This is a genomic window from Streptomyces sp. V3I8 (genome assembly GCF_030817535.1).
GTDB lineage: Bacteria > Actinomycetota > Actinomycetes > Streptomycetales > Streptomycetaceae > Streptomyces.
In genome coordinates this window covers 8,228,259-8,243,661 of sequence record NZ_JAUSZL010000002.1, presented here as the reverse complement: position 1 = coordinate 8,243,661, position 15,403 = coordinate 8,228,259, and the positions used below count along the sequence as shown (strand labels likewise).

The 15,403-nt window shown below is 68.8% G+C and carries 14 protein-coding genes and 3 pseudogenes; 11 read left to right on the top strand and 6 right to left on the bottom strand.

Features of this window, described 5'->3' with window-relative positions:
* Positions 1-72: 72 nt before the first annotated feature.
* The 4 genes and pseudogenes from QFZ75_RS36445 to QFZ75_RS36430 all read left to right on the top strand — a co-directional run bounded on the left by QFZ75_RS36445 (position 73) and on the right by QFZ75_RS36430 (position 4,636).
* The gene (locus QFZ75_RS36445; protein ID WP_307543702.1) at positions 73-1,386 is read left to right on the top strand and encodes a sugar ABC transporter substrate-binding protein; all 1,314 of its coding nucleotides are present in this window, start codon (positions 73-75) and stop codon (positions 1,384-1,386) included.
* A gap of 299 nt (positions 1,387-1,685) precedes the next feature.
* Positions 1,686-2,606 carry a carbohydrate ABC transporter permease gene (locus QFZ75_RS36440; protein WP_307543701.1) on the top strand — a complete coding sequence of 307 codons (921 nt, stop codon included), beginning with the start codon at positions 1,686-1,688 and terminating at the stop codon, positions 2,604-2,606.
* Positions 2,603-3,560, top strand: a pseudogene (locus QFZ75_RS36435) (carbohydrate ABC transporter permease). The gene QFZ75_RS36440 and the pseudogene QFZ75_RS36435 overlap by 4 nt, the downstream one beginning before the upstream one ends.
* A gap of 2 nt (positions 3,561-3,562) precedes the next feature.
* A complete protein-coding gene (locus QFZ75_RS36430) occupies positions 3,563-4,636 on the top strand; it encodes a hydroxyacid dehydrogenase (RefSeq protein WP_307543700.1) in 1,074 nt (357 codons plus the stop codon).
* A 251-nt stretch (positions 4,637-4,887) separates the two neighbouring features.
* Here QFZ75_RS36430 and QFZ75_RS36425 read toward each other — a convergent pair whose 3' ends face one another.
* Positions 4,888-5,661: a maleylpyruvate isomerase family mycothiol-dependent enzyme gene (locus QFZ75_RS36425; RefSeq protein ID WP_307543699.1), complete on the bottom strand. Its 774-nt coding sequence runs from the start codon at positions 5,659-5,661 to the stop codon at positions 4,888-4,890.
* A 370-nt stretch (positions 5,662-6,031) separates the two neighbouring features.
* Here QFZ75_RS36425 and QFZ75_RS36420 point away from each other — a divergent pair, with 370 nt between their 5' ends.
* On the top strand, positions 6,032-6,352 hold the full coding sequence (locus tag QFZ75_RS36420) for an IS30 family transposase (protein WP_307545033.1): 321 nt from the start codon (positions 6,032-6,034) through the stop codon (positions 6,350-6,352).
* Between the two features lie 142 nt (positions 6,353-6,494).
* Here QFZ75_RS36420 and QFZ75_RS36415 read toward each other — a convergent pair whose 3' ends face one another.
* On the bottom strand, positions 6,495-6,845 hold the full coding sequence (locus QFZ75_RS36415) for a putative quinol monooxygenase (protein ID WP_055612311.1): 351 nt from the start codon (positions 6,843-6,845) through the stop codon (positions 6,495-6,497).
* Positions 6,846-7,004: 159 nt separating this feature from the next.
* Between QFZ75_RS36415 and QFZ75_RS36410 the strand changes: the two genes are divergently transcribed.
* Together QFZ75_RS36410 and QFZ75_RS36405 are read left to right on the top strand one after the other, a co-directional pair.
* The gene (locus QFZ75_RS36410; protein ID WP_307543698.1) at positions 7,005-7,379 is read left to right on the top strand and encodes a MerR family transcriptional regulator; all 375 of its coding nucleotides are present in this window, start codon (positions 7,005-7,007) and stop codon (positions 7,377-7,379) included.
* A gap of 751 nt (positions 7,380-8,130) precedes the next feature.
* Positions 8,131-8,402, top strand: a pseudogene (locus QFZ75_RS36405) (hypothetical protein); the annotation flags it as partial.
* Here the strand turns inward: QFZ75_RS36405 and QFZ75_RS36400 are convergent.
* Complete coding sequence (locus QFZ75_RS36400; protein ID WP_307543697.1) at positions 8,377-9,321, bottom strand: alpha/beta fold hydrolase; 945 nt, start codon at positions 9,319-9,321, stop codon at positions 8,377-8,379. The pseudogene QFZ75_RS36405 and the gene QFZ75_RS36400 sit on opposite strands and share 26 nt — an antisense overlap.
* 96 nt (positions 9,322-9,417) lie before the next feature.
* Here QFZ75_RS36400 and QFZ75_RS36395 point away from each other — a divergent pair, with 96 nt between their 5' ends.
* On the top strand, positions 9,418-10,011 hold the full coding sequence (locus QFZ75_RS36395) for a TetR/AcrR family transcriptional regulator (protein WP_307543696.1): 594 nt from the start codon (positions 9,418-9,420) through the stop codon (positions 10,009-10,011).
* Between the two features lie 6 nt (positions 10,012-10,017).
* Here QFZ75_RS36395 and QFZ75_RS36390 read toward each other — a convergent pair.
* Positions 10,018-10,841, bottom strand: a pseudogene (locus tag QFZ75_RS36390) (IS5 family transposase).
* A 34-nt stretch (positions 10,842-10,875) separates the two neighbouring features.
* Here QFZ75_RS36390 and QFZ75_RS36385 point away from each other — a divergent pair.
* Positions 10,876-11,691: a cellulose binding domain-containing protein gene (locus tag QFZ75_RS36385; protein WP_307543695.1), complete on the top strand. Its 816-nt coding sequence runs from the start codon at positions 10,876-10,878 to the stop codon at positions 11,689-11,691.
* Positions 11,692-11,752: 61 nt separating this feature from the next.
* On the opposite strand, the gene QFZ75_RS36380 is transcribed toward QFZ75_RS36385, so the two are convergent.
* Positions 11,753-11,965 (bottom strand): hypothetical protein, encoded by a 213-nt coding sequence (locus QFZ75_RS36380; RefSeq protein WP_307543694.1) that lies wholly within the window; start codon positions 11,963-11,965, stop codon positions 11,753-11,755.
* Between the two features lie 184 nt (positions 11,966-12,149).
* Positions 12,150-13,316 (bottom strand): ROK family transcriptional regulator, encoded by a 1,167-nt coding sequence (locus QFZ75_RS36375; RefSeq protein ID WP_307543693.1) that lies wholly within the window; start codon positions 13,314-13,316, stop codon positions 12,150-12,152.
* Between the two features lie 164 nt (positions 13,317-13,480).
* Here QFZ75_RS36375 and QFZ75_RS36370 point away from each other — a divergent pair, with 164 nt between their 5' ends.
* Entirely contained in the window at positions 13,481-14,452 is a 972-nt protein-coding gene (locus QFZ75_RS36370; RefSeq protein WP_307543692.1) for a carbohydrate ABC transporter permease, read from the top strand.
* Between the two features lie 17 nt (positions 14,453-14,469).
* Positions 14,470-15,393 carry a carbohydrate ABC transporter permease gene (locus QFZ75_RS36365; RefSeq protein ID WP_307543691.1) on the top strand — a complete coding sequence of 308 codons (924 nt, stop codon included), beginning with the start codon at positions 14,470-14,472 and terminating at the stop codon, positions 15,391-15,393.
* Positions 15,394-15,403 lie beyond the last annotated feature (10 nt).

Sequence of the window (15,403 nt, the reverse complement as noted above, 5' to 3'; positions counted from 1 at the left end):
CGTTCTGCGCAAAAGATGAACGGAATCGCCTCCGGTCGCTGAGGCGCCTTGCTCATCGAGGAGCCAGTGCAGATGAAGCCCGTCCACCGCATGCCCCGCCTCGCTCTCACAGCCTCCCTGGGCTGTCTGGCCCTCCTCGCCACCGCCTGCGGCGGGGGCGGCGGTACGTCCGGGGCCACGGACGGCAAACCGGTCACCCTCACCATGTGGTCCTGGATGGTCGGCACCAAAGAGGTCGTCGAAGAGTTCAACGCCACCCACGAGGACATCAAGGTCGAGTACACCGAAATCACCGCCGGCGCCGACGGCTACTCCAAGATCGACAGTGCGATCAAGGGCGGCAACGCACCTGACGTCGTGGGCATGGAGTACGCGATGCTCCCTGAGTTCGCCAGCCAGGGGAATCTGGAGGACCTGACCGGACACTCCGGGAAACTGGTCAAGTCGTTCCCCGAGAGCCTCCAGTCGCTGGTCACCCCCGGCGGCCGTACGTGGGGCGTCCCCTTCGACGTCACCCCGCAACTCCTCTACTACCGCACCGACCTGTTCGAGAAGGCAGACGTCGAAGTACCGGCCACCTGGGCCGAGTTCGAGAAGGCGGCGAAGAAGATCAAGGCTGCCGACAAGGGGGTCCGCATCCTCAACATCCCCAAGGGCGGCGACATCCCATTCATCAACGGACTGGCCTGGCAGGCTGGTTCGCAGGGCTTCGGCGTCGAGGGCGACGCCTGGACGGTGCACATCGACGACGAGCCCGCCCTGAAGGTCGCCGGGTTCTGGGACGGCCTGGTGCGCGACGGCCTGGTGCTCAACCACCCCGCCTGGAGCGAGGAGGAGAGCACCGCCAAGAAGAAGAATCAAGTCGCCGCGTTCATCGGCGCCCCCTGGAGCGGAGCCGGCCTGATATCCCAGACACCGGAACAGAGGAAAAAGTGGGCCGTGGCTCCGCTGCCCACATGGGACGGCACACCGGCCACCGGAACCTGGGGCGGCACCTCCTTCGCCGTGCCCAAGGGCAGCGACCACATCGAGGGTGCGGCGGAGTTCATCGAGTGGCTCACCACCGATCCGGCCGCGATGAAGGCCCGGCTCGCGGACGCCGAGGCGCCAAGCAGCGTTCTGCCCGCCGACCCCGGCCTGCAGAAGGTCGCGGCAACGGAGTTCACCCGAGCCGCGGGCGGCTACTTCGTCAACGACCTTTACCAGGTCGCTGCCGACCAGGTGGACACCATCGGTGACGGCTGGAGCTGGGGCCCGGTGCAGGGTTCGGTGAACGAGGCGTTCGAGAGCACCGTGGCCAAGGGCGGCTGGGAGGCCGGGTTCGAGGCGGCCCAGCGGGCGGCGCTGAAGGCGCTCGACGACCGCGGACTGAAGACCGTCGGCTGACCCCGTGCCCGGCGGACCCGCGACATACCGGCCCGGCCCCGGCCCGACCTGGTGCGGCGGCCACTGGCCGCGGATGGGTGCCGCAGAAGTGCCTGACCTGGTGGCGGCCCGGGTGGCGCGAGCGCCGCGGAAGCCCCCCTCGCCGCACGTCGACACGCCCCGAAAGCCGCCACCCCCGCCATCTCAGGCACGTCGCCCCCGCGGCACACCACCTCGGCCTGCCCCATCCGGCCGTCTCGCCCCCTGATCCACCACTGTTCCGGCCCCGCTGCCCCGGGCGCCGAGGTCAGGAGAACTTCATGACAGTTCCGGCCCCAGCCCCTGTTCGCCCCTCGGCCGGACGCGCCCGACAGCGGGCCGCCGCGGCCTACCTCGTGCCTTTCTTCGTCCTCTTCACGCTCGTCATGGTCGCTCCCATCGGCTACGCGCTCTGGACCAGCCTGTTCAAGGAAGAGTCCTCCGGTCTCGGCTTCGGCGGCACCGAGAGCGTCTTCGTCGGCCTCGGCAACTACGCCGACGCACTCGGCGACACGGCCCTGCGCGCCTCGTTCCTGAACGTCGCCGCCTACGTGGCGATCTACATCCCGCTCATGACCTGCACGGCACTGTTGCTCGCCCTGCTGCTGGACTCGACCGTCGCACGGGCCAAGCGGCTGTTCCAGCTCGCCCTCTTCCTGCCCTACACGGTGCCTACCGTCATCGCGGCGATCATCTGGGTCTACCTGTACTCCCCCAGCCTCAGCCCGGTCATGGACTGGCTCGGCTCCGCAGGCGTCAGCGTGGACTTCTTCTCCGCGCCGCTGGCCGTCCCCTCGGTCGTCAACATCGTGACCTGGCATTATGTCGGATATAACATGGTGATCCTCTACGCGGCGCTCCAGGCGATCCCTCGGGAGACACTCGAAGCGGCCACGATGGACGGCGCCGGGGCGGTTCGTACCGCGCTACAGATCAAGGTTCCCCACATTCGTTCCGCCCTGGTCCTCAGCCTCCTGTTCACCTGCGTCGGCGCCATCCAGCTCTTCAACGAGCCCTACATGCTCACGACCCAGTCAGAGGCCATCAACCGCGACTGGTCACCCGTGATGTACGTGCACAAGACGGCGTTCGTCGATCACCAGCCCGGCCTCGCCTCCGCGGCGGCGGTCCTGATCGCTCTCCTGGCCGGCCTCCTGTCCTACGCAGTCACCAAGCTCGGCAACCGCTGGAAGGCAGCATGACCACGCACACCGTCACCGGGCAGCCCTCCCCCCGCACGGCCGGCGAGGGGAGCGGACCCAAGATACGAACCCGGCCGCCCGGCCCACGCCCAGGCGGCCGGGGCCACGCCCGCCCGAGCCGCTCGTGGACCGCCAAGGCCGTCGTCAACGGCCTCCTCGCCGTCTTCGCCTGTTACACCCTGGTGCCCCTGACCTGGCTGTTCGTCGCCAGCACGAAGGACCACGGTGATCTCGTCGGCACCGGCGGATTCACCTTCGCCGACTTCAATCTCTTCGCCAACCTCGGTGACCTGTTCACCTACGGCGACGGAATCTACGGGCGTTGGCTGCTCAACAGCATCCTGTACTTCGGCCTGGGCTGCCTGGCCTCCACCCTCGTCAGCACGGCCGTCGGCTACGCCTTCGACAAGTACGACTTCCCGCACAAGGAGAAGCTGTTCGGCATAGTGCTGCTAGGCGTCCTCGTGCCGAGTGCCGTCCTCGTGCTGCCCCAGTACCTGCTGGCCAGCAAGGCGGGCCTGGACAACACCTACTGGGCCGTCCTGGTCCCCCTGCTGGTCAACCCATTCGGCGTCTACCTCGCCCGGGGTCTTCTCCGAGGGGTACATCCCCGACGAGGTGATCGAGGCCGCCCGGATGGATGGCGCGGGAGAGTGGCGCGTCTTCCGCTCGGTCGGCCTGCCGATGATCGCGCCCGGCTTCGTCACCCTGTTCCTCTTCACCTTCACCTCGAGCTGGAACAACTTCGTCCTGCCGCTGTACATGCTGAGCAACGACAAGCTCTACCCCGTCACCCTCGGCCTGGCGATCTGGAGCAAGTCCTCCCAGCAGAACCCGGAGTTCTACATGCTGACGATCGTGGGGGCGCTGGTCTCGGTCCTTCCCCTGATCATCGCCTTCGTCTGTCTCCAGCGCTTCTGGCGCTCCGGGCTCACCGCGGGCGCGGTGAAGTGACGATGACCGCACGGCACACGACGGCGCCGGCCGCCAAGGTCCTTCCCCCGCTCGCGCCCAGCCCCCGTCCGCGGCGTCCCCGCACCGCCCTCGCGATGTCGCGGGAGACCCGCGACGCCCTGCGCGACGAGGGCGCCATCGACCTGCTTCGCGAGGTGGCCGACCTCGATCCGAACCTGCTGGTCACCAACTTCGCGGACCCCTCCGCCGCCACTACCCTCGGCCGGACAGAAGTGCTGCTCACCCACTGGGGATGTCCGCCGCTGACGGAGCAAGCGCTCGCGGCGATGCCCCGACTACGGGCCGTCGTCCACGCCGCAGGGTCCGTCAAGCACCATGTGACCGACGCCGTGTGGGAGCGCGGCATCACCGTGTCCAGTGCCGCATCGGCCAACGCGCTGCCGGTCGCCGAGTACACGTTGGCCGCGATCCTCCTCACCGGCAAACGGATCCTGGAGAGCGCGGGTGCCTACCGTGATCGGCGCGCCCCGTACCCGCTGCTGCCCTACTTCGCCGGTCACGGCAACTACCGGCGGGTCGTTGGCATCGTCGGCGCCTCGCGCACCGGCCGGCGCGTGATCGAACTGCTGCGGCCGTTCGATTTCACCGTCCTGGTCCACGACCCCTATCTGGACGACGCCGGTGCCGTCCGTCTCGGGGCGCGGCCCGTCGGCCTCGACGAACTGACCCGGCTCAGTCAGGTCATCTCCATCCACGCCCCCCAACTACCCGAAACACACCACATGTTCGACGCCAGGCGGCTGGCCCTGCTGTCCGACGGGGCCACACTGATCAACACCGCACGCGGCTCCCTGGTCGACACGGACGCGCTCCTCACCCACCTGACGTCCGGACGCATCCAGGCAGTCCTCGACGTCACCGACCCCGAGACACTGCCCGCCGAATCACCGCTGTTCCGGCTGCCGAACGTGCTCCTGACCCCGCACATCGCTGGCTCGCTGGGCAGCGAGCTGGGCCGCATGGCCGACTACGCATCCGCCGAGATCACCCGCTACGCCCGGGGCATGCCCTTCGCCCATGGTGTGGAGCCCCAGGACCTGGCCCGGACAGCGTGACGGTGGCGATCCGTGCAGAGCGTGGGCTGCGTCGGCCCGGACGGCTCGTTCACCCGCACCCAGGCCGAGGCCAAGGGCGCGCCGTGGCCGAGGCCGCGGGCTGCAAGGACGCCCGTACGGTCGACTCCTGCCTGCGGCGCACCTTTCGCCTTTGAACAGCCTGCCCGCAGCCGCGCGTTGTCCGCACCCCGGGCCCAGTGGCGCGCGCAGGAGCGCGCGCACCACCGACAGATGCGTCACAAGTGCGCTTTTTACGCGTTCGGGTCCCAGTCTGCGAGCTGCTCCATGGGCTCGGTGTTGCCCGTGGTCTCCAGGCCGTCGAGCGGGACGCGCTCGTAGAAGTAGAGGACCAGTTCGCTCGCTGCGCCTCGCATCGCCATGTCGCCCGGTTCCGCGTCGGCGGCGAGGTCGTCGCAGCGGACGCCGTCGGCGTTGAGGGTCAGGCGCCAGGAACGGCCCTCGGTCGTGTGCAGGTCGATGGTCGCCGGCGTGAACGGCCAGGGGACGGTCGTCGCCGCGACGGTCGTCAGGAACTCGTCGACGCCCTCGACCGCGACGTCCGTCGGCAGCGGCTGTGCGGCCCCCTGGGTGAGCTGGGCGTCGTAGGTGTGGACGGCGATCTCCTGGATCTGGTGCCGGGCCACGGCTCCGCTGGTCTCCGGGGCCTGCGAGCGGCCCCACCAGGTCCAGCAGCCGCGGTCCGGGTCGGCCCCGCGCATCGCGTCGAGCATGAGCTCGGTCGACTCGGCGAGCCAGGCGTCCAGGGCTTCGCGGTCGAGGGGCGCGGTCGGGGCGCCCTTCGGGTCCGTCTTCGCCGGGGGCTCAGCACCCGGGCCCGCCGCGACGATGGCGGCCTGGCGGCGGCGGCCGTCGCCGAGGTGCTGCGCCAGTTCGCGCAGCGTCCAGTCCGGGCAGGTCGGGACCTGAACGTCAAGGTCGGGGGCGGACGCTATCGCGGCGCGGAACGCGGCTGAGCGGTCTTCGATCAGCCGTAGAACCTCGGGGAACTCCAAGATGTTTTGCACGTCGGTTGTGTATCACGGCGCTCCGGCCGCCGGGTGGCGAATTTGTCGGACGAACGCGTCGACGGCCGGGCGGAGCGCCGGCGCCGAAGCCGTCCTGAAACTCCGCGCACTGCTCGCCGCCCGAAGATTGCCCGCCAGCCCACCGGGCGGGGCATCATCCGCGGCATGGTGTCCATCACCGCCCGCCCCGCCGGGGTCGAGGACCGCAAGGCCCCCGGCCATTGGGAGGGCGACCTCGTGATGGACGCCAGGCACTCGGCGGTCGCCACCCTCGTCGAGCGCACCAGCCGCTACACGACCATCGTCGCGCTGCCGGACGGCATCAAGGGCCCAGCAGGTCACCCCACACCTCACCAGGAGCCTCCTCGGCATCCCGCCCCACCTGCGGCGGACGCTCACCTGGGACCGCGGCCGGGGGATCTCCGAGCACCAGGCCATCACCACCGAGACCAGGATGCCGATCTACCTCTGCAAGCCGCGCAGCCCGTGGCAACGCGGCACCAACGAGAACACCAACCGGCTGCTTCGGCAGTACCTCCCCAAGGGCGCCGACCTCCGCACGTTCAGCCAGGCCGACCTGGACGCCATGGCTCACGAACTCAACCACCGCCCGCGCAAGACCCACGGATACCGCACCCCGGCAGAGGTCTACGCCGACCTCCTGAACAGCAGTGATGCGCTGACCGCTTGAGCTCGCCGTCCTTTGCCGACAGGCGGCCCGCAGCGTGGACCGGCCAGCAGCCATACACCTCTGCCCGCATGCCGCGCCGTCGCGGACGGCGATCCGGATGCGGCTGGCCCCGCGTGGCGCGGGGCCAGCCGTGTGCCGTGGGTCAGGAGAGGGGGTGCAGCCAGTGGGCCTCCAGTTCCCCCTCGACCAGGCCCGCGATGGCGGCGAAGTACGTCTGCATGAACGGCTGCGAAACGTGCGCCAGCAGGTGGGCGCCGGAGGACCAGCGCTCGTAGAAGGCGAAGGCGCCCGGCTGGTCCGGCGTGGTGTGCACCACGTACTGCTCGCATCCGTCCTCCTTGCGGGTGAGGCCGATAATCGCCTGGATCTCGCCCAGCATCCGGCCCTCCCCGCCCGCCTTGGCCCGGGCGTATCCATATACCGCGACTGGCGTGTCCGAGGCGAGGATGGCGGCGGGGATGAGGCCGTCGGGTGTCGTGTCGTCAGTGCTCATGAGGTCCTACTCCGTCATGGTCGGTTCCGCCGGTTCTGATGGCCGGCTACCGGAGTGTAAAAGTTGACGTTAACGTCAAAGGCAAGTCAGGTGACGAACCCCGGGACGGCCCGACAGCAACCGGGACCCAGCGACATGCGGAGCAGAGGGAGCGACGGGATGCGAATCGGCGAGGTGGCATCGGCCGCGGGAGTGAGCACGCGGGCGCTGCGCTACTACGAGCAGCAGCAGCTCATCGCGTCGAGCCGCAGCACAGGTGGGCAGCGCCTCTACACCCCGGACACGGTCGAGCGAGTGCGGTGGATCCAGCTCCTCTACGCTGCCGGGCTGAGCAGCCGGACGATCGTGGAGTTCCTGCCGTGCGTGCACACCGGTATCGCCGGCCCGGAGATGATCGCCCGGCTTCGCGCGGAGCGGGACCGCCTCGACGATCACATGCGGGATCTTGCCGCCACGCGAGCCCGACTGGACTCCGTCCTCTCCGCCGCCGAGTTCGGCGCGACACGGCCGGCCGGCGAGACCGCGGGGGTCTGAGGCTCGACCAGCACGCGCACGCCTTGGCCCGGTGCCCAGGCCGAGGACGCCGAGGAGTGGCTGTTCTCGGACTTCAGCTGGGCGGAGTTCGACACCGAGGTGCATTTGATGCGCACGCTGGGCCGGTTCGAGGGCGGCATTGACGCAGACCATCCCCGCGGCGCGTGAGCCTGCACGGCCTGCCCGAGCATCACCGGCGGCTGCTCGCCGACGCGCTCGCCGCCGGGCGCCCGTACGGGCTGGCGCTGATGGGCGGCTACGCCGTCCAATAAACCGCGTACGGCTTCTTGCGCGTCGTCCCCGGCCGACCTGGCGATTGGTCAGCCTGCCGCACAGCGGAACAACAGCGCCCGTAGAACGGCTCGCTCACATCTCTGACCAACGGGTGAGCCGACTGCCCCGTAGCACCTGACCACCAGCCACCACCCAGCACCCCGTGCCGGGTACCCGGACCCGGCCAGGACCCGCTCCCGTACGGCCAATCGCGGCCGGCAAGCCGTACTCACATGATCGCCGAGATCCTGCCTGCACTGCGTTTGCCCCTTGCCCGAACCGGGACGTCCGCTCCAAGGCCGGATCCGCACGACGTTCCGGACGGATCGCGACCATGCAACTGCCCCTGCCCGTGAGTCAGCGGCCATAATTTGCCAAAAATGGAATTTCCTGTCTCGATCTTATGCTGTCAACTCAGCCCGAAACAATAACAGTTGTATGCTGCACCAACCGAACTGGACCGAAAAGCACTCGACGCGCGGCGGCCGCCCAGGGCGCTTACGACCTGGACACCGTCGTCGCCGTGGGCGATCGCGACCGAGGAGTGGTTCCCCAAGCGGCCGGTGCCGCCGGATCCTTCTCGGCTGCTTCCCGGCCGTCAACGTCATCGTCGGCACAAGCGACCGCCTCCGAGCCGTCTCCATCGCCGACCTGCTTCCCGAAAGTTACGTCCGGGCCGACCACCAAATCGACACCGGGCAAGCTGCACCCCGTGAGCGCAGAACTACCCGACACGCTCGTGAGCGATGAACGCAGTCAACGCGTCCACCACTGCGGCGGGCTGCTCGTCAGGAATGAAGTGTCCGGAACGTGGGATGACTACACCGGTCACGTTGTCTGCCCAGGGGCTGATGGAAGCGGCCATGTCGGGGATCGAGCCGTGGGAGCCGGAGATTCCCAGGACCGGGACGGTCAAGTGCTGTCGATCCAGAGCGTCATGATTCCTGCGGGCTGATTCGGCGGCGTCGCGGTAGTAGGAGAGAGACGCCCGGAGACCGCCCTCCGCAGCGACAGCCGCGGCGTAATGGTCGATCTCAGCACTGTCGAACGTGCTCGGGACCAATGTCTTGACCCGCAAGAACCAGTCGACGTAGTCACGCTCGCGGCCGGCGAGCAGCGTCTCGGGAAGATCTGGCACCAGGTGGAACGCGAAGTGCCAGGTCTTCCAGGCCCGTTCGGGATCCGTTGGGATGGAGTCCGGGAGGCTGACGCCGGGAATGCCGGCGTCAAGCAGAGCGACACCGTGCAGGCGCTCTTCGTACTTCAGAGCCAGTGAGAAGGCGACCCAAGCCCCGATGTCGTGCGCGACGAGCCAGTACTTCGACACGTTGAGCGCGGTCACCGCAGCCTGGACACGCAAAGCGACGGTGTGCGTGTCGTAGCCGTCTCGAGGGCGGTCGGAGTGGCCCTGTCCCGGCAGGTCGATCGCGATCACGTGGAATCGCTCGGCAAGGACCGGCGCCACTTTGCGCCAAGCCCACCAGGTCTGCGGGAAGCCGGCAAGCAGGACGACGGTGGGTCGGCTCGGCCGACCGCCTTCCACGGCATGAAGTCGGATGCCTTCCGCGTCGACCCAGTGGTGAGCGAAGCCCGCGAGGTTGTACAGGGGCAGCTCAGAGATCGGGTTCTGTACCGAAGATCGATTCGCGGCGGTCGTAGCGTCAGTCATGCCGCAACCGTAACGCATCTTGAACTGGTTAGTTCAAGATATGATGAGCAGGGTCACGGCGGCTTGGCTCAAGCTCAAGAACGAGGTGCGTACGCGATGGCCGGGAAGAAGCAGTTCGATGTGGACATTGCGCTCGACGCGGCGATGGTCCAGTTCTGGCGAGCCGGATACGCCGACACATCTCTCGACGACCTCTCCAGGGCGACCGGACTGAACCGCAGTTCCATCTACTCCTCACTCGGCGACAAAGACTCGCTCTATTCGCGTTGCCTGGACCGCTACGCCACCCGGTACGGGGACAGGTACGACCAGGCCCTTTCAGGCGCGCCCGAAGAGCCGCTGCGGGCAGTAAGGGCGTTCTTCGAAGTCACACTGAAGCGCATCGCCGACCCCGACCTGCCGGACGGATGCCTGGTCGCCCAAACCGCGATGGCGATGCCGGTACTGAGCCCCACCATCGCCACGCGCGCGATCGAAGCTCTGGGCTTTCAGCGTGCGCGGCTGCGGACCGCCTTGATCGCCGCGAAGTTGCCTGACAGCGACGCCGACAACTTCGCCGTTCATATCGCGGCGGTCAATCAGTCACTGGCCGTGATGAGCAGGGCCGGCGCAAGCCGGAAAGAGCTCCACGCGATCATCGACATCACCATGAGCGCGCTCTCGCAGGCATTGCGCGCTCCCAGGGTCTAACTGCTGCTAACAGAGGCGTTGGACGTGGCGGTGGGTGATCAGGCAGACGGCGAGTCCGGGGAAGGCTTCGTGGATATCGTCGCGTCGTTCCCGGCGGATGCGCAGGCGGCGGAAGCCGTGGAGCCAGGCGATGGTGCGCTCGACGACGTAGCGGAAGATGCCCGGGCCGGTACCGCGGGGTTCGCCCCCCCCCGCTTGGCGATTACGGGTTGGATCCCGCGCTGCCAGAGCAGGCGACGGTACTTGGTCGTGGTCGTAGCCGCGGTCGGTCAGCAGGGTGTCCGGGCGCGGGCGCGGTCTGCCGATCCGGCCTGCGACCGCTGGGATCTTGTCGAGTAGCGGCAGCAGTTGCGTGACGTCGTTGCGGTTGCCGCCGGTCAGCGACACCGCGAGCGGGATGCCCTGCCCGTCGACGATGAGGTGGTGCTTGCTGCCCGGCCGTGCGCGGTCGACCGGGCTGGGCCCGCTTTTGGGCCCCTGCGGGCAGCCCGTACATGCGAGGAGTCGATCACCGCCCGCGACCAGTCCGGCTTGTCCTTCGAGCGCGGCCTCTCCGGCAGTACGACATGGAGTCGGCCCCAGACACCGGCCTCGTTCCAGGCAGCCGGCCGTCGCCAGCAGGTCATCCCCGAACCGAAGCCCGGTTCCTGAGGCAGGTACTCCCACTGGATACCGGTGTGCGGGACGAAGAGGATCCCGTACAGGGCCTGCCGGTCCGACACCCGAGGTCTGCCCTGGACCGGTTTCGGCGCCGGCACGGGCAGCAACGGCTCGATGAACGGCCACAGTTCATCCGACACGATCCACGGCCGCGACTCACGCTTCGCCATAAGCAGACCGACGAGCAGACAAGCCGACAGTCACATGATCAACAGCTTTTGTTGGAACCAGTTGGTGGACACCCCCGGCGCCCGTGCGGAGATCTGGCTGTACGGGCTGCGCAACCCGTGGCGGTTCTCCTTCGACAGCGCCGACGACTCGCTGTGGATCGGCGACGTCGGCCAGGGCCGGTGGGAGGAGGTCGACCACCTCGCACCCGGCCGTGGGGGCGCGAACCTCGGCTGGTCCTGTTACGAGGGACTGGAGAGGTTCACCGGCGGCGGCTGTTCGGTCATCGGCGGTCATGTCTACCGCGGCCGGCAATACGCCGACCTGGTGGGCGGTACGTACATCGCCACCGACTACTGCTCCTCCACCGTATGGGCGCTGCGCCCCGACGGCACGGGCGGCTACGAACAGGCAGAGATCGGTCAGATGCCCACCCAGGTGACGTCGATCGGAACATCGGCGGAGGGCGAGTTCTACGTGGTCAACGACCTGCCGGGCGGCCTGCACCGGGTGTCGTTCACGCACCGGGAGCCGACCTGCCGGGTGGAACGCACCGTACGCGCCTGGGGCACCGGCACGACGGTCGACCTCACCCTCACCAACACGGGCGACACCCCGGTGAACGGCTGGACACTCGAGTTCCCGCTGGCCCTCGGACAGACCGTCGTCTCCGACTGGAACACCGACCTGGTCCAGGGAAGCAACACGATCGCAGCGACCGACGCGGGGCACAACGCCACCATCGCCGCGGGCGCGAGCGTCACCCTCGGCTATCTCGCCGAGCACACCGGCGACTCCTCACCGCCGGCGCGCTTCACCCTCGACGGGGACGCCCGCGCCGTCGGGCGCTGAGCCGCCGTACAGGCCCGCGGCCGTTTCCCGGCCACGCCTCGTCGGACGCCCTCCGAGACGGTCAGGCGGCCTGTGAGGAATCCGCGTGCGACGGGGGGCGTGGCGCGGCCGACGCCCATTCCAGGACGAGGCGTTGGTACTCCCGCCGCTGTTCACCGCTCAGCGTTCCACCGGCCCGGAGCCACAGGGCCCGGATCTCGTCATTGACTTCGGCGGCTGATCGCTGCGTGGCTCCCGGCGCACGACGGTGAGTGGTGGACATACCGTGAATCATACGGGGCTCAGCGTGAAGACCATGTGAGTGGAGACTGTGACGCTCACCGCCTTCCGGCGCGGTCGGACAGCTCCCGCACCCGCCGCCGGCAGGCCTCCCGCACCGTGGCTGGTACGCCTCCCGCACGGTGTGCCGACGGCAGGGGCTCCCTCGGCGCCCGCCGCGGCGAGGGCCGCGGTATGGGCTACGAGCCCGCCTGGACCTGGCCCAGGACCAGCACCTGGATGGCCAGTACGGCGCCGCCTCGGGCCCAGTCGTGGAAGTCGGAGACCTTCGTCTCCAGGTTGACCGGGGCGGCCTGCGGATGGCGGTTGGCGAGGATCGCCTGCCGGACGGCCGGTCCGGCCACATCGACCAGGCCCACCCCCTCCCCGGCCAGGAGGATCTTCTCGGGCATGGCGAAGTTGGCGATCTGCGCGACGAGGGTGCCCAGGGCCCGGGCCGCCTCGTCGATGACTCGGGCGGCCATCGGTTCGCCCCGGGCGGCCATCGCGAGGACCTCGTCGTACGAGACATCCCGGCCGGTGGCCGCCCGGACCTGGTAGCGGATGTTGGGAATGGTCAGCAGGGAGATGGCGCTGCCGCGCTCGCCCTCGGGGGTGAGCGGGCCGTTCGGGTTCACCATCCAGAAACGGCCGACCCCTCGCCCGTCCTCCGGGGACACGATCCGTCTGCCGCCGCTGACCAGGCCGTAACCGAGGCCCGCGCCGATGGTGAGCACCGCGAACCGGTCGAGGCCGCGGCCCGCGCCGAACCAGCTCTCGGCCTCGACGAGCGCGTTCAGGTCGTTCTCCACGACGACGGGCAGCCCGGTGCGCTCCTCCAGGAGCCGCGCCAGGGGGACGTCGTGCCAGCCGAGGAAGGCCGACTCGTCGACGACGGAGCGGTCCGAGGCGCGACCGCCGAGCCCGATGCCGATTCCGGCGAGGCCCGGGAACCGCCGGGCGAACTCCGCCGTGACCGCCCGCAGCACGTCCACGACGTGCTGCGGGTCATGGCTGTCCAGGGGCAGGTCGTGGCGGGCGACGATGTCGCTCCTGAGTGTCGTGACGACGCCGTAGACCATGTCCTCGGTGATCTTGAAACCGACGAAGGTACGGGACTCGGCGACGATGTCGAGGGGCTGCGAGGGGCGGCCCTGACGCCCTTCGGGGAGTGCGCCGCCCTCGGCCACCTCGACCAGCAGACCCGACTCGATGAGCGGTTTGGTGAGCCGGGTCAGGCTGCCCGCCGACAGGTCGAGCCGACGGGCGATGTCGCTGCGCGAAAGAGGGCCGTGGGTGAGCACCTCGATCGCGACGGAGCGCTCACCGGGACTGAGCGGCAGCCAGCTGGCGGCGCGTGCGGTCATGCCGGGACCTCTCATGATTTCTTTCGGCACAGAACTAATGATGTCAGCCTAGGCCGTACAGGGCGCCGGGAAAAGATCTGCGCACACCTCTTGACGGCTGGATTCTTTCGGCCCAAAAGTAAGTGGGGCCCGAGGACGAGAGCCGCAGACGAGGGAGTCTCCCGATGACCGTCGCCTCCAGCAGCCCACCCTCGCGTCTGCCGCCGCGCGACGCCGGGGGGACAGCTCCGAAACCGAGGACCGGCAGGAAGCGAGAACGTACCGGTGGCGACCGCGGTGACGGGGCCCTCGCGGCGCTCTTCGTCGCGCCGGCCATGCTGGGCTTCCTGGTCTTCCTGCTGTGGCCGACGCTGCGCGGCATCTACCTGAGCTTCACCCGCTTCAACCTGCTGACCCCGGCGCGTTGGGTCGGCCTGGACAACTACCGGCGCATGATCGACGACCCCATCTTCTGGGACTCGATGAAGGTCACCGTCGAGTACGTGTTCATCAACATCGGGGTGCAGACGACCTCGGCGCTGGCCATCGCCGTGCTGCTGCAGCGGCTCACGCAGTCGGCGGTGCTGCGCGGCATCGTGCTGACGCCGTACCTGATGTCGAACGTCGTGGCGGGCATCGTCTGGCTGTGGATGCTCGACACCCAGCTCGGCATCGGCAACGAGATCGTCGCGGGCCTGGGCTTCGACCGCATCCCGTTCCTGGCGGACGAGACATGGGCGATCCCGACGATCGCGCTGATCAACGTGTGGCGGCACGTCGGCTACACCGCGCTGCTGCTCTTCGCCGGACTGCAGGCCATCCCCGGCGACCTGTACGAGGCCGCCAAGGTCGACGGCGCGAGCGAGTGGCGGATGTTCCGGCGCATCACCCTGCCGCTGCTGCGACCGGTGCTGGCCGTGGTGCTGATCATGACCGTGATCGGCTCGTTCCAGGTCTTCGACACCGTGGCGGTGACGACCAACGGCGGTCCCGCCAACGCCACCAACGTGCTGCAGTTCTACATCTACGGCTCGGCGTTCGGCCGCTTCCAGTTCGGCTACGCCTCGGCGATGTCCGTGGCGCTGCTGGTCGTCCTGAGCGCGATCACCGTCCTGCAGTACCGGCTCACCCGGGCCGGCCGGACCGACCTCGGCTGACGAAGGGAGTGACCGGCATGACTGCCGTGACGGCACCGACGACGAAGGTACGGCACACACCGCGCCCAGGGCTCTCCCCGGGGAGGATCGCGGCCTGGACGGTGACGGCCGCCATGGTGCTCATCACCCTGCTGCCGTTCTACTGGATCCTGCGCACCGCGCTGTCCTCGAACACGGCACTCGCGGCCCACCCCGGCGACGTCCTGCCCGTGGACCCGACGACCGGTGGTTTCGAGCGGGCCCTGGGCCTGCAGTCCACCGAGGAGGCGATCGCCCAGGGCGGTTCGGGCGGCGGGCTGAGGTTCTGGCGCTATCTGCTCAACTCGGTACTGGTGTCCACCCTGATCACCGTCTGCCAGATCCTCTTCTCCGCCATGGCCGCGTACGCCTTCGCCCGGCTGCGGTGGCGCGGCCGGGACAAGGTCTTCGGGCTGTTCCTCGCCGGGCTGATGGTGCCCACGATCTTCACCCTGCTGCCGAACTTCGTCCTCATCAAGCAACTAGGCCTGATCGACAGCCTGTTGGGCATCTCGCTGCCGACGATGTTCATGACCCCGTTCGCGGTGTTCTTCCTGCGCCAGTTCTTCATGAACGTGCCCCGCGAGGTCGAGGAGGCGGCGCTGCTCGACGGGGCCGGGAAGATCCGGATCTTCTACCGCGTCATGCTGCCGATGGCGTCCACCCCCGTCCTGACCCTGGGCGTGCTGACGTACATCACCTCCTGGAACGACTACTTCTGGCCGCTGATGGTGTCGTACAGCGACAGTTCGCGCGTGCTCACCGTGGCACTGGCCATCTTCCGGGCACAGACACCGCAGACCGGGTACGACTGGTCCGGCCTGATGGCGGCCACGCTCATCGCGGCGCTGCCGATGCTCGTGCTCTTCGGCGTCTTCGCGCGCCGCATCGTCAGCACCATCAGCTTCACCGGCATCAAGTAAGGGGACGGGC

Coding starts and splice junctions, on each gene's coding strand:
- QFZ75_RS36445 (WP_307543702.1), top strand. CDS start 73: ATGAAGCCCGTCCACCGCATGCCCCGCCTCGCTCTCACAGCCTCCCTG.
- QFZ75_RS36440 (WP_307543701.1), top strand. CDS start 1,686: ATGACAGTTCCGGCCCCAGCCCCTGTTCGCCCCTCGGCCGGACGCGCC.
- QFZ75_RS36430 (WP_307543700.1), top strand. CDS start 3,563: ATGACCGCACGGCACACGACGGCGCCGGCCGCCAAGGTCCTTCCCCCG.
- QFZ75_RS36415 (WP_055612311.1), bottom strand. CDS start 6,845: ATGAGCACTGACGACACGACACCCGACGGCCTCATCCCCGCCGCCATC.
- QFZ75_RS36410 (WP_307543698.1), top strand. CDS start 7,005: ATGCGAATCGGCGAGGTGGCATCGGCCGCGGGAGTGAGCACGCGGGCG.
- QFZ75_RS36400 (WP_307543697.1), bottom strand. CDS start 9,321: ATGACTGACGCTACGACCGCCGCGAATCGATCTTCGGTACAGAACCCG.
- QFZ75_RS36395 (WP_307543696.1), top strand. CDS start 9,418: ATGGCCGGGAAGAAGCAGTTCGATGTGGACATTGCGCTCGACGCGGCG.
- QFZ75_RS36385 (WP_307543695.1), top strand. CDS start 10,876: ATGATCAACAGCTTTTGTTGGAACCAGTTGGTGGACACCCCCGGCGCC.
- QFZ75_RS36380 (WP_307543694.1), bottom strand. CDS start 11,965: ATGATTCACGGTATGTCCACCACTCACCGTCGTGCGCCGGGAGCCACG.
- QFZ75_RS36375 (WP_307543693.1), bottom strand. CDS start 13,316: ATGACCGCACGCGCCGCCAGCTGGCTGCCGCTCAGTCCCGGTGAGCGC.
- QFZ75_RS36370 (WP_307543692.1), top strand. CDS start 13,481: ATGACCGTCGCCTCCAGCAGCCCACCCTCGCGTCTGCCGCCGCGCGAC.
- QFZ75_RS36365 (WP_307543691.1), top strand. CDS start 14,470: ATGACTGCCGTGACGGCACCGACGACGAAGGTACGGCACACACCGCGC.